Source organism: Metabacillus dongyingensis (genome assembly GCF_019933155.2).
In the GTDB taxonomy this organism is placed as follows: Bacteria; Bacillota; Bacilli; order Bacillales; family Bacillaceae; genus Bacillus_P; species Bacillus_P dongyingensis.
The window spans coordinates 1,635,825-1,655,616 of the sequence record NZ_CP082944.1; the positions used below are offsets into that span (position 1 = coordinate 1,635,825).

Genomic DNA, 19,792 nt, shown 5'->3' on the forward strand with positions numbered 1-19,792 from the left:
TTATGAATACATATCTTTTTAAACGTCTGCTTTCCATGGTCCTTACACTTTGGCTGATCATTACGCTCACGTTCGTTCTGATGCATACGATTCCCGGTTCGCCTTTTAATCAGGAACGCGGGACAAGCGAAGCGGTTCAGCGAAATCTTGAAGCTTATTACCATTTAGATGAACCGCTGCCGGTACAATATGCGATGTACATGAAATCACTTGTTACGTTTGATTTTGGACCTTCTATCAAAAAGTCTTCTCAAACAGTCAATGAACTGCTTGGCCGCGGCTTTCCGGTTTCCTTTGAGCTTGGAATCGTCACGCTTATTGTAGCTGTCTTTTCAGGAATTGCGCTTGGCATCATTGCAGCGCTCCGCCACAATGGATTCATTGATTATTTAGCCATGACAATCGCCGTTCTCGGGATATCCGTTCCAAACTTTATTATGGCGACCCTATTAATTCAAAATCTGGCTGTTAATTTAAAAATACTGCCTGCTGCAACCTGGTCGAGCCCGATGCACATGATTTTGCCGACACTTGCGCTTGCTACAGGACCGATGGCGATCATTGCGCGTCTGACAAGGTCAAGCATGCTTGAAGTGCTTACTCAGGATTACATTCGGACAGCCCGGGCAAAAGGACTTTCACCAGTCAAAATCGTGTTCAAGCATGCACTTAGAAACGCACTGCTGCCAGTTGTAACCGTTCTTGGAACGCTTGCTGCCAGTATTTTAACAGGAACATTTGTAATTGAGAAAATTTTCGCGATACCCGGCATGGGAAAATACTTCATTGAAAGCATTGGAACCCGCGACTATCCGGTCATAATGGGCACGACCGTTTTTTACAGTACAATTTTGATCGTGATGCTGTTCCTTGTAGATGTTGCATATGGAATTTTAGATCCGAGAATTCAATTAAATAAAAGGGAGGGAAGATAATGGAGCTTAGAAAACAGCATGATCCTCACCTTTCCCGGGATATCCCTGATGATTGGTTTGTTCCAAAAATCAGGGACAAGCAGGATGCAGAAGCCGTCGTCAGACCGAGTCTTTCCTACTGGCATGATGCCTGGAGAAGACTGCGTAAAAATAAGCTTGCCATGACAGGCTTGCTCTTCTTGATTTTTATTGCCTTTATGGCCATTTTCGGGCCGATCATTTCACCGCATTCCGTCAGAACACAAATTCTGACTGATCAAAATCTGCCTCCGTCCGCTAAATACTGGTTCGGTACAGATGAACTTGGCCGCGATGTTTTTACAAGAACTTGGTATGGGGCGAGAATTTCGCTTTTAGTGGCAGCGATTGCCGCATTAATTGATTTTGCGATTGGGGTTCTTTACGGCGGAATTGCCGGCTATAAAGGAGGGAAAATCGACCATTATATGATGCGTGTCGTTGAAGTCCTGTACGGCCTTCCTTATTTGCTTGTCGTTATTTTGCTCATGGTCGTGATGGGGCCAGGTTTGTTTACTATTATCGTTGCGCTGACTGTCACAGGCTGGATCGGTATGGCGAGGATCGTAAGAGGACAGGTTCTTCAAATCAAAAACTATGAATTTGTTCATGCTTCTAAATCATTCGGGACGAAAACCAGCAGGATCATCAGGAAAAACCTCCTGCCCAATACAATGGGGCCAATTATTGTTCAAATAACACTTACGATTCCTTCTGCTATTTTTGCAGAAGCGTTTCTGAGTTTTCTCGGACTTGGGATTCAGGCTCCGTTTGCAAGCTGGGGTGTGATGGCAAGTGATGCTCTTTCAACAATCTTAACAGGACACTGGTGGCGCCTCTTTTTTCCTGCCCTCTGTATCTCTCTGACGATGTTTGCATTTAACGTGCTTGGAGACGGACTGCAGGATGCGCTTGATCCGAAGCTAAGGAGGTAACATCATGGAAAAAGTACTGGAAGTAAACGAACTCCATGTTTCTTTTCAAACATACGGGGGACGTGTAAAAGCGGTCCGTGGCGTAAGCTTTGATTTGCGAAAAGGCGAAACACTCGCAATAGTAGGAGAGTCGGGCTGCGGAAAAAGTGTGACTTCCCAAAGCATTATGCGCCTAATTCCTGAACCGCCGGGAACAATTGATTCAGGCTCCATCCTTTTTAAAGGAAAAGACGTAACCAAAATGAAGGAAAAAGAGCTTAGAAAGCTTCGCGGCGCTGAGATTTCGATGATCTTTCAGGATCCGATGACAGCGCTGAACCCAACGCTGACCATAGGTGATCAAATCATGGAAGGCATTATCCAGCACGAAAGCATGCCGAAAGAAAAGGCAAAACAAAAAGCACTTGAGATGATGAATCTTGTTGGCATCCCAAGCCCTGAAGCTCGGTTAAAGCAGTATCCGCATCAATTCAGCGGAGGGATGCGGCAGAGGATTGTAATTGCGATGGCTCTTGTCTGCGAACCTGAAGTGTTAATCGCAGATGAACCGACCACCGCTCTTGATGTGACGATTCAGGCTCAAATTCTCGATTTATTCCGCGACATTCAGAAGAAAACAGGCGTTTCCATTATTCTGATTACCCATGATTTGGGAGTTGTCGCACAAGTAGCTGACCGGGTAGCGGTTATGTATGCCGGTAAAATCGTGGAAGCAGGATCAAGAAGAGAAATTTTTTATCAGCCGCAGCATCCGTACACAAAGGGACTGCTTCGTTCCATCCCGCGTCTTGATATTGAAGGAGAAGAGCTGATTCCGATTGCAGGTTCACCTCCTGATTTATTTTCTCCTCCAGAAGGGTGCCCGTTTGCGGCAAGGTGTGAGCATGCAATGGAAGTTTGTGATCGTGTGTATCCTTTTACGTCTGCATTGAGCAAAGAGCACCAAGTGGACTGCTGGCTGCAGGACAGCCGCGCATTAGCTGCAGCATCAATGAAATAAACATATAGATCAAGAATAAGAGGGGGAGAACAATGAAAAAGTGGATGGCTATATTCCTGACTGCCTTGTTAGTATTTATACTTGCAGCATGTACAGCAAATGAGAGTGCAGGAAAGGATACAGAAAAAGAAGAAAAAGAGAAAGAGAAAATTTTGCACCTTAATAATGGAGCTGAACCAACATCATTTGACCCTGTCATTGGATTTGACGCTGTTTCATGGAATGCGCTGAACAACTTAATGGAGGGTCTTACCCGTTTAGGAAAAGATCATGAGCCTGAAGCAGCAGCGGCTGAGAAATGGGACGTTTCTGAGGATGGCAAAACGTATACTTTCCACATTCGCGAAGATGCAAAATGGTCAAACGGCGATGATTTAACAGCCGGCGATTTCGTGTTTGCGTGGAAACGCCTTTTAAATCCTGAAACAGGATCAGGAGCAGCATTTTTAGGCTACTTCATTGAGGGCGGAGAAGCTTACAACAGCGGAACTGGCTCTGCAGATGATGTAAAAGTGAAAGCCGTTGACAAAAAGACATTTGAAGTTACACTAATCAGTCCTCAAGCATATTTCTTAAGTGTCATTGCGAACCCGGCATTTTTCCCGGTGAATGAAAAAGTAGCTGCGGAAACACTAGACTGGTTTGCAGAAGCTGACACGTTTGTTGGCAACGGACCCTTCTCACTCGAGTCATGGGAGCATGACAAGGAATTTGTAATGAAGAAAAACGATCAGTACTGGGATGCAAAAAACGTGAAGCTTGATGGCGTTCATTGGGCGATCGTAGAAGATACTAATACAGAATACCAGCTCTACCAAACAGGCGAATTGGATACATCAGACGTGCCTGCTGACTTGGCAGAATCTCTTTTTGAAGAAGGAAAAGCAAATGTTGAAGAACAGGCTGGAGATTACTTCTACCGCATGAACGTAACAATTGAACCGTTCCAGAACGTAAACATCCGCAAAGCATTTGCAATGGCAGTTGATCAAAAGCAAATCGTTGATTTCGTAACGAAAAACCAGGAAACAGCAGCATACGGCTTCGTGTCACCTGGCTTTAAAGATCCATCAGGCAAAGACTTCCGCGAAGCAAGCGGCGATCTTGTGAAAACAGATGCAGCTGAAGCAAAAGCATTGCTTGAGAAAGGCATGAAAGAAGAAGGGTATGACAAGCTGCCTGAAGTAACATTAACTTACAGTACAGATGATACGCATAAGAAAATTGCGGAAGCGCTTCAGCAAATGTTTAAGGAAAATTTAGGCGTGGATGTTAAACTTGCGAACCTTGAAGCGAACGTATTTGCAGAAGATCAAAAAGCATTGAAATTCCAGCTTTCAAGAAGTTCATTCTTAGCTGACTATGCCGATCCTGTAAACTTCCTTGAGAACTTTCAAACAGGACATTCCATGAACCGCACTGGCTGGACAAATGCTGAGTACGATCAATTAATCAAAGACTCTAAAAATGAATCTGACGAAGCAAAACGCTTTGAAATGCTGTACAAAGCAGAAAAGATTTTATTTGAAGAAGCACCGATCATTCCGATCCATTTCTACAACCAGGTTTACTTGCAAAATGAAGATGTATCAGGCATCGTCCGTCACCCTGTCGGATATTTAGAACTAAAATGGGCAGATAAGAAGTAAGCCAGGCAAAAGGGGTGTTCAGCTGATTGAACATCCCTTTTCTATATAAAGGAGACTAGTAGCATGATAAAACCCCAGGCTTTAAAAAAAGGCGATACGATCGGCATTATTTCCCCGGCAAGTCCTCCGAATAAAGAGAACCTTAAGCGCTCTCTTTCTTTTTTAGAAGAAACAGGCTTGAAATTTAAGCTCGGCAAACATATTGAACGGGAATACGGATACCTTGCAGGAACCGATGAAGAAAGAGCAGAAGATATTCATACGATGTTTCAGGATCAGGAGGTAAAAGCCATCATCTGCGCTTGCGGCGGCTTTGGAACAGCCCGAATGGCCTCTCTATTGGACTATGACCTTATTCAAAAGAACCCGAAGATTTTCTGGGGTTACAGCGATATTACTTTTTTACATACAGCCATCAGACAGAAGACCGGTCTCGTTACGTTTCACGGACCTATGCTCAGCTCTGATTTTGGAGAGGAAGCCGGTGTTCTTCCGATAACCAAACAGTATTTTCATCAGCTTTTTGAGAACAGCCCTCTAACTTATAATGAATCTCTTTCGCCCCTTGAAATCATGATTGAAGGAAAAGCAAGCGGTGAGCTTGTTGGCGGGAATCTATCATTAATCACAAGCTCGGTCGGTACCGCTTTTGAGATTGATTCGAAAGAGAAACTGCTTTTAATTGAAGACATTGATGAAGAGCCTTATGCAGTCGACCGCATGCTGAATCAGCTTTATATGTCGGGCAAGTTAACAGACGCAGCTGGTATTCTCGTCGCTGATTTTCATAACTGCGTTCCTCAAAAACGAAAAAATTCAATTCCGTTTGATGAAGTGCTGGCCCATTACATAAAACTTGCAGGCAAACCCGCTTTAAGAGGGTTTAAAATCGGACACTGCAGTCCTAATATCTCTGTTCCGCTTGGAACACATGCAGAAATGAATACATTCGAAAAGAAAGTTGTAATCGAAAGCGGGATTCTTTAATAAAGGGTGGATTTTTATGAAAATCGAAAAAGTGGAAACATTTCGGGTGGCTGTCCCTCTGACAAAGCCTTTTAAAACGGCACTCCGGACAGTTGTGACAGCAGAATCCGTCATCTTAAAAGTGACGTGCGAAAGCGGGATTACCGGCTGGGGCGAAGCGCCGCCGACACTTGTTATTACGGGTGAAAGTCTCTCGAGTATAGAAGCCAGTATTCATCAAGTGCTGAAACCGTTTTTAATCGGAAAAAATCTATTGAACTATGAAGTTATTTTCCAGGGAATACAATCGGTCTTAGCAGGCAATTCAAGTGCAAAAGCAGCAGTGGACATGGCCCTTTATGATTGTCTTGCCAAGCATAGCAGACTGCCGCTTTATCAATATTTAGGCGGTTATAAAGATAAAATGGAAACAGATTTTACCGTCAGTGTAAACGACGTGCGGGAAATGGGAGAAGATGCGGCTTCCTATATTCAAAAAGGTTTTAATGTTTTAAAGGTGAAGGTTGGGCTTGGCGACAGTGCTCTGGATATCGATCGGATCAGGGAAATCAGAAGCCGTGTCGGTCCGGATATTAAAATCCGTCTTGATGCCAACCAAGGATGGAAACCAAAGGAAGCGGTCACTGTAATAGGCAAAATGGAAGACCTGGGCTTGAACATTGAATTAGTTGAGCAGCCAGTAAAAGCCCATGACATTGAAGGATTAAAGCAAGTAACTGATACCGTGAAGACGCAGATTATGGCGGATGAAAGTGTGTTTACTCCGAAACAGGCCTTTGAAGTGCTGAAAACCAGAAGTGCAGATTTGATTAACATTAAATTAATGAAAGCAGGGGGCATCTATCAGGCAGCCATGATCAATCAGCTTGCGGAAATATGCGGGGTTGAATGCATGGTCGGAAGCATGATAGAAACGCGAATCGGCATTACCGCAGCTGCGCATTTTGCAGCGGCCAAAAAGAATATTACACGCTTTGACTTCGACGCCCCGCTCATGTTTGCAAAAGAAATTGTAGAGGGCGGAGTCCGGTATAACGGAAGGAAAATAACATTTTCAGAAGGAATCGGGCTTGGAATCTCAGATGTTCTTGTAAATGACGGGGAGGCTGCAGCAAAATGACAATACGAAAAGGAAGAGTGGCGGTATCCGTTGCAGCCGTATGGACGTCAAAGGATTCCCCGCGTGATTTGGATGAAAAAGCAGTTGTGAATCCGGCTGATATTGAATCATGGCTGAACGGGCTAACATATGAAACGAGTCTTGCTCTATGTAATGAAAATCGGATCCAGACTCAGGCTTTGCTTGGAGAAGAAGTATTGATCATAGACGAACAGGATGGCTATGCACATGTCATTATACCTGCTCAGTCCTCCTCAAAGGATGAAAGAGGGTACCCGGGGTGGATGCCTCTTTGCCAAATCGAACTGAATGCAGAATCACTGCATGGACCTATCGCAGTTGTTCAAAGCAAAAAAAACATGCTTTATTCAGAAGATGAAACACCTCAATTTGATCTAAGTTTTCAAACCATTTTGACGGTTCTAAAAGGAGGAACAGAGTGGATTGAAGTAGAAACACCATATGGCAAAGGAAAACTGAAGACAGCGGATGTTTCCATTTATGATGCTTTTGAAAGTGTTCCAAATGGAAGCGGTCAGGACATTGTGGCTTGTGGCGAAAGATTTATCGGTCTTCCTTATCTTTGGGGCGGAATGAGCAGCTTTGGATTTGATTGTTCAGGGTTCAGTTACACAATGTGCAAAGCAAATGGATACATCATTCCTAGAGATGCCCATGATCAGGCTGCTTCAGGGGAAAAAGTAGAGCTTACCGCGATTAAACCGGGGGATTTATTATTTTTTGCGTACGAAGAAGGGAAAGGAAGCCTTCATCACGTAGGCATTTATTACGGAGACGGCAAGCTTCTTCATTCGCCAAACACCGGAAAGTCGATTGAGATTCTAGATATGGCCGGAACCATTTATGAAAAGGAATTATGTGCAGCTAGACGCTATTGGCTAAAGACGGAGGGATAACAGTGGACAATTTGCTTGAAGTACGAAATTTAAAGAAACATTTTCACCTTGGTAAAGGGGCAACTCTAAAAGCAGTAGACGGCATTTCATTCACGGTGAAAAAAGGAGAAACGTTCGGAATCGTCGGGGAGTCGGGGTGCGGAAAATCAACTGCCGGCAGAACCATTCTTGGCTTATACGATCAGACAGAAGGAGATGTATTATTTAACGGCAAAAACATCCATGAATTAAAAGGAAAAGACAAATTTGCCTACTATCGTCAGATGCAAATGATATTTCAGGATCCATATGCATCATTAAATCCGCGGTCAACCGTCCTTGAGATCATCTCTGAACCGATGGAAGTTCACGGCTTGTATAAAAATAAGCAGGGCCGGACGGAAAAAGTGCATCAGCTGCTTGAAGATGTGGGATTAAACCGTGATCATGCCAACCGATATCCGCACGAATTCAGCGGAGGGCAAAGACAGCGGATCGGTATTGCCCGCGCACTTGCCCTTGATCCGGAATTCATTATCGCAGATGAGCCGATTTCGGCTCTAGATGTTTCCGTGCAGGCTCAAGTTGTGAATCTAATGAAACGCCTGCAAAAGGAAAAAGGACTCACCTACCTTTTTATTGCGCATGATCTGTCCATGGTGAAGCAAATCAGCGACCGCATCGGTGTTATGTACTTAGGCCACCTTGTTGAGCAGACCGCAAGCAGCGAGCTTTACAAAAAACCGCTGCATCCTTATACTCAGGCACTTTTGACAGCAATTCCGATTCCTGATCCGGATATAGAGGATAAGCGGGAGCGCATTATCCTACAGGGCGAGCTGCCGAGCCCAATGAATCCGCCAAGCGGCTGTGTATTCAGAACACGCTGTGCCTATGCGATGGAAGCCTGTGCATCTAAAAAGCCCGTGTGGCAGGAAGTAGAGGAAAATCATTTCGTTGCCTGTCATTTATATGACCGCAGCATCATGGGCGACCAGGATTTTTCCCAAATCGCAGCGACGAAATGACGGGATTTGAGCAAAGGCTTGAGGAAGTGATGGAACGCTGTCCTGGAAGAATAGGACTGTCAATAGATCTAAATGGGAGAATCTTCGAACGGGACAGCCGCGTAATTTTTTCATCGGCGAGTCTGATCAAACTTCCCATCCTGCTGACAGCTTTTCATCAAAAAGAGCACGGCATTCTTACTTTAGAAGAAAAGGTGAAATTGTGTGATATTGAAAAAACAGGCGGAGCCGGTGTCCTGCAGTCTTTTTCAGATGATGCTGTCTTAACCATTTTAGATTTGCTTACATTAATGATTGTCGTTTCTGATAATGCGGCGACAAATTACATGATTCATAAAGCCGGAAGACCGGCAATAAGCGCCTGTATAAAGGAACTGAATCTCACAGGGACTGAACTGAACAGGAATATGATGGATTTGGAAGCAATCAAGAACGGTTTGAATAACTGGACGGCAGCAGATGACATCCTGAAGTGCCTGAAAGCAATCGGCGGGGAAGGTTACTTCTCTGCAGCAAGCAGAAAACAGATGGCAGACATCCTTCAAAAGCAGCAATTCACAGACAAGCTTCCCTATCACATGGATAAGGAAAAGGTATACGCAGGCAACAAAACCGGAGAGCTTCCAGGCATTGAGCATGACTGTGCGATCATCCGCTTTGGCAATCGAACGGCCTATGCCGCCGTGCTGATTGATCAGCTTCAGAATAAGGAAGCAGGCAGAAGGACAATCAGTGAAATCGGGAAGTTAATTTATGAAGAGCTTACAGACATGTAAAAACGCACATTTTTTTATGGACAAGCAGTTCAAATAACTAAAAAAAAAACTAGTAAAACGAGTATGAAATCGCAAAGATTATTACTCGTTTTTTTATTGTCTCATGCTTATCCGAGTTTAAGCGAAGGCGTCATTTTTCACTAGACAAAAAAGTTGAAGGAGGTATTTAGTCAATCATAAAGAATCTTTTAAGGAATCCGTTTTCAAACTCTAAAAGTGCGGTATTAATTAATGTGAATAAATGAATCTTCAACAATCGGCTGCATTACTCAAATAGGAATGCGTCTCATTCATTAAAGGTCTATAATATAATCTTATCTAAATGCTATAAAGTTGATAGTCAAATGGAGAGTATGACATTATGAAATAATTGAAAATAAGCTTATTATTACTGAGAATTTGAAGAGCAGGGAGAGATAAGATGCTTTATATATGGGATATTGAGAAAATAATTAAAACGACACTGCATGAGCACAATTTAGATATTAACTATGAATTTGATAATAATCTGCCAGCACCTATGAGTTTTAACGTATCGACTAATACAATTAAATTTAATTATCTTCAAATTAACGGGTATAGAGGGAAGGTAAGAATTAAAGAGTCGGATGAAAACTTTGTGAAAATCATTCTTTATCATGAGATTGGCTATTATTTAAGTTTTAAGAAAAACAAACATGATTTAAGAACCCTGATCTATGGCGGCGATGATGAAAAAGAAAAACTTATGTCTGAAATAGAAACTAACGCTTGGGAATATGGGAGAACATTGGTATCTGAACACCTATTAGAGTCATATGACAAAGTGCGTGAATTAGATAAAATGCTAATAAAGAGATAATAATTGAATAGATTGAACTGTAATTAAAGCAGAATGGGAGATACTAGCCAAACAAATGTAAAGAGGTGTTTTTATGAAACAATTTGTTTTGGCTATATTCTTAATTACTATTTTTGCTATGAATCCTGCTCAAACAAATGCAATCAGTATGCCTTGCAGTATGGTTTTAGAGCCAGTAGATAAAAATCTGAAAAATGCAAAGGGAACAGCTTTGATTTATAAAGTTCAGCTAAATCCGCCTAGTTTCGCTCGCACGAATGTGAGTATACTTGCTGTTCACCTCCCAGAACCTTCTTCCTATGGGAATTACGATAGGTATGAAGGATTTGCCTTTATACCTGGTGAAATAAGTTGGCGTTTTAAGCTGTATCCTACTCCTGAAGGAGATAGTCCAACATGGGCAGGAAGATTTGATTTAATTACGGCAGGGATGAAAAACGCAGAAGTTCAGGTTAGACTTTCTAACTCGAAAACCGATACATTGGGACCAAGTGTATTAACAAAGCCTATTACATCCTGTAAATGATATATTAATCAATCGAGGAGTTTTATGAAGTAAGACTTTTTAAAAAAAGAAAAGCTTAAAGGACAATTATAAAAGGTTCTGTTTTAAAGGAGAAAAATAGAATATTGATTTGCTGATAAATTCGCAATAGATAATGCAGCTTATTCTAACCAATGGTTTCCGGATCAAAATGAATATATATCAAAAGAACCAGTCCAACTAAGGTGGGCTGGTTTTTTTATGGCAGGTTAGTTCAGCAAGTCCCGAGATAAAGCAGCCCCTTTTTGGGGACTGCTTCTAAAGCTGTTGCAACATTGTGGAGTTATGTATACTGCACATCGAAATCCAATCTAAATTTCTTTCCCTGAAAATGGGTAGAAAACAGCCATTAAGACGTTTGTTCCTCTTTTTTTCCCTCTTTTATCAACATGACACCGAACAATCCCATTAAAGAAAATAGGACAGGAATGATAAATCCATAATGATAGCCAACATTTATAGAATCTTGAGGATATAGATCCAGTACATTTCCGAAAACACTTGGCAATAAAACTGCACTTAAGAATCCGCCCATATTGGCAAATCCTGATACAACACCCACTTGTTCCATGGGAAAGGATTCCCGTACCACTGCAAAAGTTAATGAGCTTGCTCCATTTCCAAAACCTATAATAAAAAGCAAAACCACGATCATAATAAAGGGAGGTTTCACACCTGCCAAAAACAACCCGCTCCAACTAAACAATACAATGAGATGAATAAGGGTGTAGATTTTTTTAATAGAATCTAGCCGGCTTGTAATCCAGCTAATTAAAGGACCTCCAATGATGGCTCCAAAAAGACCATACATAATAAGCTGGCTTGCCTCTGAACGAGACAATCCAAACACATCAATTCCATATGGAACTCCCCACGAACCGATAAATCCTACATATGTGCCGACCACTCCAAAGTGGCAAAGGAACGTTGCCCAGGCTTGGCGAGTAGAAAACATTCGGCGTAATATTATCCAAGCACTTTCCCGGTTTTTAATAGGACTTTTCCTCGCTTTGGAATCATCTTTAAATATTCGTTTTGGTCTCGATATAAGAACAGTAAATAGAAGAAAGGCAGAAACCACTAAAATAATTCCTATGCTAAGGAATGGCAATCTCCAGCCTGCGAATGAAATCCACAAGGAAAAAGGCACGGTAGCTGATAATGAACCAAGGCTCGCAACCATGGCAACCACACCTAACAAACTTACAAATTCCTTTGCCTTAAACCATTGACTTAAGATTAAAACCAAATTGACAAAAATGGCTGCATCTCCCGTTCCAACTAAAAATCGGGAAAAAATCAATACATATTCATTGGGAGCAAGACTGTAGAGAAGGCTTCCCAGCCCAGTAAGAAGCGTACCTATAATAAGAAATCGATTGGGACCATATCGGTCTGCTAATAGACCAACCGGAATTTGTAATCCTGCATAGGCTAAAAATTGAATGCCGATCATAAGACCAATGGTAGAAGCTGAAACATGAAAATCTTTCATTAATTGATCGGTAATAAGTCCTGGAGCTGTTCTTTGGCTTACAATTAAGAAGTAAGCAAATAGTACGGTGCCAAATACCACCCATCTATAGCCGCTTTCCTGTTTATTCATCTTGATGAATCCCCTCCATTAGAAAATTCGTAAATCCTGCCAGTCCGCAAACAAATAAACAGAGCAGTGCTAAACACTGCTCCTGAAAAAAGGAACCCTGTTACTTATTAGGATTAGGGTCAGCAAAACTCGGAATATCGGGAATTGCCGCTGCACCACAATTTAATCTAAACCAAGCACTGGATGCGGCCATACGGCTCTTCCAGGAACGCAATTTCTTCAGGTATTAGAAAAAGCAGCTGCTGCATCCTCGAGATGAGACATTTTCTCAGACCCAATGATTGGGAAGTTATAAGTTTCTTTTGCAGCACCAAGGTCCAGTTCACCTTGCAATTGACCGGTTTGCACCGAGCATTAATATATTATTCAATTTAACCTCTTCTCTCATTATTTGCAAAGTATAAGGTAATGAACAAGCTGCCCTAATAACCGGCAGCCGCATTACTAAAGTTTTCTTTTTAGAGTTCTTGAATTGTAGCATAAAAAGCAAGGTGGGTAATAACTTCAATAAGGACCACGTCCGACAGAACGTTTTCTTTTACTTTATATTAATGAAATCCGGGTTGTAGCGTAATTACCGCTAGTGATCATGTTAAATAATGTAATAAATGATTGAATTCTCATCTTTATTTTGAAATAATTGGTATTAAGTTAAAGGGAAGGATTGTAGAATATGATGATTGTTTAAAGGGGTTGCTTATGATATCCGATCCAGAATTTGATGAATAGAATAACTATTATCTTCAATAATCGGAGGCTATTATGGAATTAACCATTTAAATTATAAAAGACTCAGAGCAAATACTCTAAGCCTTTTTTGTATTCCTGATCTTCTCTTTACTAAATTTGCAAGGAAATTTCATAGCAATTTTCAGGTATTGTATACTTTTAACGCTGCTCCTCCCAAACAGGGAAATCCAGATAAAATATAGTACCGTTTTCGTCACTGCTTGCCGTCATTGTACCCTTATGGTTCTCGACAATTTTTTTCGAAACAGAGAGACCGAGTCCTGTTCCGCTGTCTTTTGTAGAGAAGAATGGATCGAATATATGATGCAGAGCGGAAGGGATAATGCCTTTTCCATTATCAGAAAAACTGATTTGCAGCCGATTTTCCTGGCGCGTGCAAGAGATGTGAATTCTAAGCGGATCTGTGTTTTTTGCCTGAAAAGAATTTTGAAACAAATTCAGAAAGACCTGAAGAAGTTCATCCTTATTTCCAAGGATATATATCCCTTCTGCAGTGGGGTCAATTTTGACTTGAAACTCAATGGAGTAAAGAAGCGATTCGCTTTCTAAGATTCTTCCTAAATGATTCAGGAGAAATTCTTTCACTTCAAAATGCTCAGACCGAATTTCGGCAGGTTTTGCGATGCTCAGGAAATCTGAAATGATTTTATTTGCCCGGTCGATTTCAGGAATTAAAATTGTCTGAAATAAGCTTTTCGTTTCAGGATCTGCTGAAGCTTGAAGCACCTGAAGAAAGCCTCGGACCGTTGTTAATGGATTTCTGATTTCATGGGCAATTCCAGCGGCAATTCTGCCGGCGATCGCCTGTTTTTCGGCTTCTTTTATAGCGTTTAAAAAGTAGAAGGTGCCGATTACCCGTTTAATGGATCCGTCGCTATTCCAGAGGATTTTCGTATTCAGGATTCCATAATTTTTATCAAGTACTTCACGGTCAATGAATTCAATCCCGGTGCGGGCGGTTTCAAGTGTCAGAAGCTGATCGTCTGGAATGCATACAAGCTCCCTTAAATGCCTGCCGATAATCTCGTCCCGGTTGACCCCGTGATCCTTTGCTGCTTGAAGATTGCATAAAGTAACAATGCCCGCTTCATCAATAAAAACAACATGATGGGCAACTAAATCGAAGATGTCGGATAGAAAAGCTTCTGTGTGATGAAATGAATCAATAGCTGATGATGATAGGCAGAGGCGCTGATTTGTGTGAGCCGTCAGCTGTGCGCTGGTCATTTTCTGAATGGATGGAGGCAAGTCTGCCTTCTCTTTGCAAACCGCAAGCTCGAGTTCCGGATTTACATAAGTAAATGCAGTAGGCCATTGTGTGATGAGTTCTTTTAAAAGCTGATTTTCTTTTCGTAATGTTTCTAGTTCATTATCAATTTTCATTCTTTCCAGCCTCATATGAGAAAAATATAGTTCAACTTTTAAAACTATATAACAATTAAACATGTTTGACAATTACTAACAGCGTGATTAAAAGAATAGGCGTCAGATAATGTCACAAAATAGTTTAATATTTAAGCCGTTTAGGGAATAATCTCATAAAAGCAATCATAATGGGGGAATTTATTTTGACGACCATTCGAAAACCAGATCAGACGTTAGCCTGTTTTAGCGAATATGATTCATTAAAGCGGGTGCTGGTATGTCAGCCAAACTATATGCGGATCACCGAAGTTATTAATGAAACACAGAGGCATTATGCCGATGAAAATATAGATTCAGAGCTCGCAATCAGACAGCATCAGCAGTTTGTCCGGACATTAGAGGAAAATGGGGCAGAAGTAATTATGCTCACACCTTATGAAAAATACCCTGAGCAAGTATTCACCCGTGACATCGGCTTCACTTTAGGCAAAACCGTTTACGTTTCGGAAATGGGCCAGGACATCAGACAGGGAGAGGAAGAAGTGCTGCGCAGCTGGCTTGATGTACAGGGCTATCCGCAGCAATGTCTGAAAGAACACCGGATTGAAGGCGGAGACGTGATCATCGACAGAACGGCTATTTTCGTTGGGGTGAGTGACAGAACGTGTATGCATGCGATCGAAAAACTGCAGTCGCTTGTTCCAGCCTTTGAGGTTATACCTGTTCCGATAAATGAAAAATACCTTCATCTAGACTGTGTATTTAATGTCCTGTCCGAAACGGAAGCCCTGATCTTTCCATATGCTTTTGAAGAGAAAGAACTGAAAATGCTTAAGCGGCGCTACAACTTAATTGAAGTATCGGAAGCCGAACAGTTTACAATGGGCACAAACGTCCTTTCGATAGGCGATAGAAAAATCATCAGTCTTCCTGTTAATAAAAATGTAAACAAACAGCTCAGAGACAGAGGGTATGAGGTGATTGAAGTGGATATCACTGAAATCATCAAATCTGGAGGCTCTTTCAGATGCTGTACATTACCTATTTTAAGAGCGGTATAAAGGGTATAAGCGCCGGCTGCTAAAATGAGCAGCCGGCTTTTCCTGTAATCAATCAATCTAGCTTTCGGGAGTTAGGAGCCATTGCAAATTAATTGGGCTCTTTCAAAGAAAATTCGCGGCTATTCTTACATAATTACGCATAAATGAGATATACAGCCTCATGTCTAAAAGGAAAGCTGGCACACCATTAGAGTCGCTTTATGGCGGTAATAGGAACTTAAATATTTGGTCCTGGACATTTAAGTCAATGATCTGTATACTCAACTTAAACGATTAAGTGAAAATGGTGAAAGAGATGAAAAAAGCAACAATGAAAGATATTGCGTCTCAAGCGAATGTTTCTGTTGCGACTGTGAGCTACGTTTTAAATAATGCAGAAAATCAATCGATTCCAGCAGAGACAAAGGAACGTGTGCTCCAGATTGCAAAGAAATTGAATTATGTGCCTAACCTTGCTGCAAGATCACTTGTTAAGCAGAAGACAGGGTTAATCGGAATTCTTATAAACCGCTCTGCACACGAAGGGGTATGGAGACGCGCGCATCACGCCGAGTTTATTTTTGAGCTTGAGCAGCTGCTGACAAAACAGGGGTATCACGTTGTGCTTTCAAGTATTGATGTGGAGAAGCCCAATCTTGAGATTATCGCAGAACGGAAGCTTGATGGCGTTTTCCTGATTGATGTCCGGGAAGATTTCTTCTACAGCATCTCAAACACCGTTCCAGCAGGAGTGCCGCTCGTACTCGTTGACAGTGTAATTGATGATGAATTGTTTTACAAGGTCATGTTTGATTACAAGAGAGCTTTTTCAGCTGCAAAAAAACAGCTGAAAGGAAAATCAGCCGTTTTAATTATGGAGAAGTTTCACAATGCTGGACTTACTGAGCATATTAAGATGGCGTCGGGTCTTTCAGAGGGTGACATACATCTTATGGAGGATGAAAAAGTCCTTGCTGAATTTTTAGCAAGGAACACTGATCAATCAGCGATTATTCTAAACGAGTTTTTGGCCTCCACTGTATCGAAATTCCGGAACATTGAAGATGATGCCGTGATTTGCACATCCAATTGTCCGGAGATCCTTCCTGTGGGAGCAAAAATGGTTTTATTCAGGGATTCTAAAGCGAATATTGCATTCAAGGTTTTATCCGATCTTATTAAAGACAACAGAGGTTTGCATTTAGAAAAATACACTAATATACCGGCAGAGTAGCTTCTGCTTTTTTCTACCGTTACTTAAACGTTTAAGTCTAGAATTGGGGGAACTGAATCCGATGTTAAAAGAAGCGGTTTACCACCGTCCTAAAAATAATTTTGCATATGCTTATGATAAAGATACGCTGCACATCCGTCTGCAGACAAAGAAAAATGATGCTGAAAAGGTGAATTTGATCTGGGGAGATCCATTCACGTGGGAGCAGGAAAGCAAAGGAGTCTGGAAATGGAAGTCTGAAGAGCATATCGGGATGACTCTGCTTGGAAGAACGGAGCTTTACGATATTTGGACGGCTGCGCTTAAACCACCGCATAGACGTTTGAAGTATGGGTTTGAGATACTATCGGGAGATCAAACACTCATTTTTACGGAGCAGGGATTTTTGGATAAAAAGCCGCAAGATCATAACGGTTACTATTTTACCTTCCCTTATATTAATGAAGAAGATATTTTTGCTGCCCCGTCATGGGTCAAGGACACGGTCTGGTATCAGATTTTTCCTGAACGCTTTGCGAATGGAGACCAAGCCCTGAACCCTAAAGATGCTTTGCCTTGGGGAAGTACAGAGCCGACAGCAGCGAACAGCTTTGGCGGAGACTTTAAAGGGATCATTCAAAATATTAATTACCTTGTGAAGCTTGGGATTACGGGTATTTATTTCACCCCTATTTTTAAAGCGTTTTCGAATCACAAGTACGATACGATTGATTATTTAGAAATTGATCCGCAGTTTGGAGACAAAGAAACGTTTAAAAAGTTAATGAAGGTCTGTCATGAAAATGGCATTAAAGTGATGCTTGATGCTGTGTTTAATCATTGCGGCTATGAGTTTCCGCCGTTTCAGGATGTGGTCGTAAACGGAGAAGCGTCAAAATATAGAGATTGGTTCCACATTGATCAGTTTCCGCTGAAAAAAGACGGCAAGGTTCATTACGAAACGTTCGGTTTCTCGGAAAATATGCCAAAGCTCAGAACAGGGAATCCTGAAGTGCGGGAATATTTGCTTGAAGTTGGGCGGTACTGGGTGAAGGAATTTGGCATTGACGGATGGAGACTCGATGTGGCAAATGAGGTTTCCCATGACTTCTGGCGCGAGTTCCGCAAAGAAATTAAAACGATTGATCCTGAGGTTTATATTTTAGGAGAGGTGTGGCATGATGCAATGCCTTGGCTGCAGGGTGATCAGTTTGATGCAGTAATGAATTATCCGTACACAAGTGTGGCAATCGACTATTTTGCTCACGGAAAAGTAACGGCATCAGAATTTATCAGCCGAACATCAGAAGCTCTACTTATGTATCCTGAGCAAGTGTCGGAAGTTGCATTTAACTTGCTTGGAAGTCATGACACTCCTCGTATCGCTACTGTCTGCGGAGAAAATACAGATAAAGTAAAGCAGCTTTTCGCTTTTCTGCTTTCATCACCGGGCGCACCGTGTATTTATTATGGGGACGAAATAGGCATGACGGGCGTGATGGATCCAGGCTGCCGTAAATGCATGATTTGGGATGAGGAAAAACAGGACGGGGAATTATTGAAATTTATTACGCAGATGATTGAGCTTCGCAAAAACAATCCGGCCTTCGGCAACAAGGGGAAAATTCAATTTGTCGAAGCTGGCCGAGAAGATCAGCATATCATGTATACAAAAACGTTTAACGATGAGAAAATCCTGTTCATTTTAAACGGGGAAAATCATCCAATTGATGTTTCTCTTCCTGAGAATTTAAAGAAGGCTTCATGCCTATTAACAGGTCAAGAGATTTTAAGTTCAACACTTGCACTTGATGCTCATGGGCTCAGCATCATCTCATATGAATAAGGTCAATCAGCCGATTTCCCATTATGGGGTATCGGTTTTGCTATTTTAAGGATGTTTGAAACTGTTATAATATAGAAAAAGCAACTAAAAGGAGAGAATCTAATTTGAATGAAACGATGCAGCTGATCAAAGAGCTCGTGTCCATACCGAGTCCATCTGGGAATACAAATGAAGTGATTACATATGTAGAAAACTATTTGGCTGAATGTCAAATCGAGACGAGACGCAATCGCAAAGGCGGACTGCTTGCAACCATTCCGGGAAGAGACAATTCACATCACCGCATGCTGACAGCGCACGTTGATACGCTTGGGGCAATCGTAAAAGAAATTAAAGCAAGCGGACGGCTGACGATTGATTTAATCGGAGGTTTTAACTATAACTCGATTGAAGGTGAATATTGCAAAATCGAATCTTCATCGGGCAAGATGTTTACAGGTACAATCCTGATGCACCAGACTTCAGTTCATGTCTATAAAGATGCAGGAAAAGCAGAACGGAATCAGGCCAACATGGAGATCCGCCTTGATGAAACGGTGGAAAATGCCGATGATGTAAGGGCACTCGGCATTGAAGTCGGAGACTTTGTCTCGTTTGATCCCCGTGTGGAAGTGACGGATAATGGCTTTATTAAATCCCGTCATTTAGATGATAAAGCAAGTGTTGCGCTTTTGCTTATGCTTATGAAGCAAATCAAGGAAGAAAAATTACTGCTGCCATATACAACTCATTTTTTAATATCAAATAACGAAGAAATCGGCTACGGCGGAAATTCTAATATCACACCTGAAACAGTCGAATATTTAGCTGTAGATATGGGTGCGATGGGTGACGGACAGTCAACGGATGAGTACACCGTTTCAATTTGTGTGAAAGATGCAAGCGGTCCTTACCATTATGAGCTCCGCAAAAACTTAACGAATCTGGCGAAAGAGCACAACATTGGCTTTAAATTAGATATTTATCCTTACTATGGATCTGATGCATCAGCAGCGATCCGTTCCGGCCATGATATTGTTCATGGATTAATCGGACCGGGAATCGACTCCTCACACGCGTTTGAACGCACTCACAAAGACTCGCTTGAAAATACTGCGAAGCTGCTTTATCACTATGTGAAATCTGCTATGGTTCTGTAAAAAAAGGGTAACACCAGCAAGGAGCTGCGAGAAGCAGCTCCTTGTTTAAATCTACCTTAAATATATAGAAATGTTTTCCAAGAAAGAAATTTCTATGTTTTAAT

At 41.7% G+C, this 19,792-nt stretch carries 17 protein-coding genes; 15 read left to right on the forward strand and 2 right to left on the reverse strand.

Annotated features, from left to right (window positions below):
• The first annotated feature begins 2 nt into the window (after positions 1 to 2).
• The 11 genes from K8L98_RS08120 to K8L98_RS08170 all read left to right on the forward strand — a co-directional run bounded on the left by K8L98_RS08120 (position 3) and on the right by K8L98_RS08170 (position 10,711).
• Positions 3 to 935 carry an ABC transporter permease gene (locus K8L98_RS08120; protein WP_223441060.1) on the forward strand — a complete coding sequence of 311 codons (933 nt, stop codon included), beginning with the start codon at positions 3 to 5 and terminating at the stop codon, positions 933 to 935.
• A complete protein-coding gene (locus tag K8L98_RS08125; protein ID WP_223441062.1) occupies positions 935 to 1,888 on the forward strand; it encodes an ABC transporter permease in 954 nt (317 codons plus the stop codon). The genes K8L98_RS08120 and K8L98_RS08125 overlap by 1 nt, the downstream gene beginning before the upstream one ends.
• 4 nt (positions 1,889 to 1,892) lie before the next feature.
• Positions 1,893 to 2,888, forward strand: coding sequence for an ABC transporter ATP-binding protein (locus K8L98_RS08130; protein ID WP_223441064.1), 996 nt, complete (start codon positions 1,893 to 1,895; stop codon positions 2,886 to 2,888).
• Positions 2,889 to 2,920: 32 nt separating this feature from the next.
• Complete coding sequence (locus K8L98_RS08135) at positions 2,921 to 4,537, forward strand: peptide ABC transporter substrate-binding protein (protein ID WP_223441066.1); 1,617 nt, start codon at positions 2,921 to 2,923, stop codon at positions 4,535 to 4,537.
• Positions 4,538 to 4,600: 63 nt separating this feature from the next.
• Complete coding sequence (locus K8L98_RS08140; protein ID WP_223441068.1) at positions 4,601 to 5,524, forward strand: S66 peptidase family protein; 924 nt, start codon at positions 4,601 to 4,603, stop codon at positions 5,522 to 5,524.
• 16 nt (positions 5,525 to 5,540) lie between these two features.
• The gene (locus tag K8L98_RS08145; protein WP_223441069.1) at positions 5,541 to 6,644 is read left to right on the forward strand and encodes a dipeptide epimerase; all 1,104 of its coding nucleotides are present in this window, start codon (positions 5,541 to 5,543) and stop codon (positions 6,642 to 6,644) included.
• Positions 6,641 to 7,561, forward strand: a complete 921-nt coding sequence (locus K8L98_RS08150; protein WP_223441070.1) for a C40 family peptidase — start codon at positions 6,641 to 6,643, stop codon at positions 7,559 to 7,561. The genes K8L98_RS08145 and K8L98_RS08150 overlap by 4 nt, the downstream gene beginning before the upstream one ends.
• On the forward strand, positions 7,558 to 8,568 hold the full coding sequence (locus K8L98_RS08155) for an ABC transporter ATP-binding protein (RefSeq protein WP_223443265.1): 1,011 nt from the start codon (positions 7,558 to 7,560) through the stop codon (positions 8,566 to 8,568). The genes K8L98_RS08150 and K8L98_RS08155 overlap by 4 nt, the downstream gene beginning before the upstream one ends.
• The gene (locus K8L98_RS08160) at positions 8,565 to 9,344 is read left to right on the forward strand and encodes a serine hydrolase (protein ID WP_223441071.1); all 780 of its coding nucleotides are present in this window, start codon (positions 8,565 to 8,567) and stop codon (positions 9,342 to 9,344) included. The genes K8L98_RS08155 and K8L98_RS08160 overlap by 4 nt, the downstream gene beginning before the upstream one ends.
• Positions 9,345 to 9,765: 421 nt before the next feature.
• A complete protein-coding gene (locus K8L98_RS08165; RefSeq protein ID WP_223441073.1) occupies positions 9,766 to 10,185 on the forward strand; it encodes a hypothetical protein in 420 nt (139 codons plus the stop codon).
• 73 nt (positions 10,186 to 10,258) lie between these two features.
• A complete protein-coding gene (locus tag K8L98_RS08170; protein WP_223441075.1) occupies positions 10,259 to 10,711 on the forward strand; it encodes a YoqH family protein in 453 nt (150 codons plus the stop codon).
• A 367-nt stretch (positions 10,712 to 11,078) separates the two neighbouring features.
• Here the strand turns inward: K8L98_RS08170 and K8L98_RS08175 are convergent, their stop codons facing one another.
• Together K8L98_RS08175 and K8L98_RS08180 are read right to left on the reverse strand one after the other, a co-directional pair.
• Entirely contained in the window at positions 11,079 to 12,335 is a 1,257-nt protein-coding gene (locus tag K8L98_RS08175; protein ID WP_223441077.1) for an MFS transporter, read from the reverse strand.
• Positions 12,336 to 13,223: 888 nt separating this feature from the next.
• Positions 13,224 to 14,468, reverse strand: coding sequence for an ATP-binding protein (locus K8L98_RS08180; RefSeq protein ID WP_223441080.1), 1,245 nt, complete (start codon positions 14,466 to 14,468; stop codon positions 13,224 to 13,226).
• 170 nt (positions 14,469 to 14,638) lie between these two features.
• Between K8L98_RS08180 and K8L98_RS08185 the strand changes: the two genes are divergently transcribed.
• The 4 genes from K8L98_RS08185 (at position 14,639) to K8L98_RS08200 (ending at position 19,688) form a co-directional block, all read left to right on the forward strand.
• Complete coding sequence (locus K8L98_RS08185; protein WP_223441083.1) at positions 14,639 to 15,511, forward strand: dimethylarginine dimethylaminohydrolase family protein; 873 nt, start codon at positions 14,639 to 14,641, stop codon at positions 15,509 to 15,511.
• Positions 15,512 to 15,806: 295 nt separating this feature from the next.
• Complete coding sequence (locus K8L98_RS08190; RefSeq protein WP_223441086.1) at positions 15,807 to 16,724, forward strand: LacI family DNA-binding transcriptional regulator; 918 nt, start codon at positions 15,807 to 15,809, stop codon at positions 16,722 to 16,724.
• Positions 16,725 to 16,785: 61 nt separating this feature from the next.
• Positions 16,786 to 18,549, forward strand: coding sequence for a glycoside hydrolase family 13 protein (locus K8L98_RS08195; protein WP_223441088.1), 1,764 nt, complete (start codon positions 16,786 to 16,788; stop codon positions 18,547 to 18,549).
• A 116-nt stretch (positions 18,550 to 18,665) separates the two neighbouring features.
• Positions 18,666 to 19,688 carry a M42 family metallopeptidase gene (locus K8L98_RS08200; protein ID WP_223443267.1) on the forward strand — a complete coding sequence of 341 codons (1,023 nt, stop codon included), beginning with the start codon at positions 18,666 to 18,668 and terminating at the stop codon, positions 19,686 to 19,688.
• Positions 19,689 to 19,792: the final 104 nt, after the last annotated feature.

What these genes read in the sequence shown, in the direction of transcription:
- K8L98_RS08135 (WP_223441066.1), top strand. Translation starts at nt 2,921, where the DNA reads ATGAAAAAGTGGATGGCTATATTCCTGACTGCCTTGTTAGTATTTATA.
- K8L98_RS08195 (WP_223441088.1), top strand. Translation starts at nt 16,786, where the DNA reads ATGTTAAAAGAAGCGGTTTACCACCGTCCTAAAAATAATTTTGCATAT.
- K8L98_RS08190 (WP_223441086.1), top strand. Translation starts at nt 15,807, where the DNA reads ATGAAAAAAGCAACAATGAAAGATATTGCGTCTCAAGCGAATGTTTCT.
- K8L98_RS08180 (WP_223441080.1), bottom strand. Translation starts at nt 14,468, where the DNA reads ATGAAAATTGATAATGAACTAGAAACATTACGAAAAGAAAATCAGCTT.
- K8L98_RS08200 (WP_223443267.1), top strand. Translation starts at nt 18,666, where the DNA reads ATGCAGCTGATCAAAGAGCTCGTGTCCATACCGAGTCCATCTGGGAAT.
- K8L98_RS08145 (WP_223441069.1), top strand. Translation starts at nt 5,541, where the DNA reads ATGAAAATCGAAAAAGTGGAAACATTTCGGGTGGCTGTCCCTCTGACA.
- K8L98_RS08120 (WP_223441060.1), top strand. Translation starts at nt 3, where the DNA reads ATGAATACATATCTTTTTAAACGTCTGCTTTCCATGGTCCTTACACTT.
- K8L98_RS08140 (WP_223441068.1), top strand. Translation starts at nt 4,601, where the DNA reads ATGATAAAACCCCAGGCTTTAAAAAAAGGCGATACGATCGGCATTATT.
- K8L98_RS08150 (WP_223441070.1), top strand. Translation starts at nt 6,641, where the DNA reads ATGACAATACGAAAAGGAAGAGTGGCGGTATCCGTTGCAGCCGTATGG.
- K8L98_RS08125 (WP_223441062.1), top strand. Translation starts at nt 935, where the DNA reads ATGGAGCTTAGAAAACAGCATGATCCTCACCTTTCCCGGGATATCCCT.
- K8L98_RS08185 (WP_223441083.1), top strand. Translation starts at nt 14,639, where the DNA reads ATGGGGGAATTTATTTTGACGACCATTCGAAAACCAGATCAGACGTTA.
- K8L98_RS08160 (WP_223441071.1), top strand. Translation starts at nt 8,565, where the DNA reads ATGACGGGATTTGAGCAAAGGCTTGAGGAAGTGATGGAACGCTGTCCT.
- K8L98_RS08130 (WP_223441064.1), top strand. Translation starts at nt 1,893, where the DNA reads ATGGAAAAAGTACTGGAAGTAAACGAACTCCATGTTTCTTTTCAAACA.
- K8L98_RS08165 (WP_223441073.1), top strand. Translation starts at nt 9,766, where the DNA reads ATGCTTTATATATGGGATATTGAGAAAATAATTAAAACGACACTGCAT.
- K8L98_RS08170 (WP_223441075.1), top strand. Translation starts at nt 10,259, where the DNA reads ATGAAACAATTTGTTTTGGCTATATTCTTAATTACTATTTTTGCTATG.
- K8L98_RS08175 (WP_223441077.1), bottom strand. Translation starts at nt 12,335, where the DNA reads ATGAATAAACAGGAAAGCGGCTATAGATGGGTGGTATTTGGCACCGTA.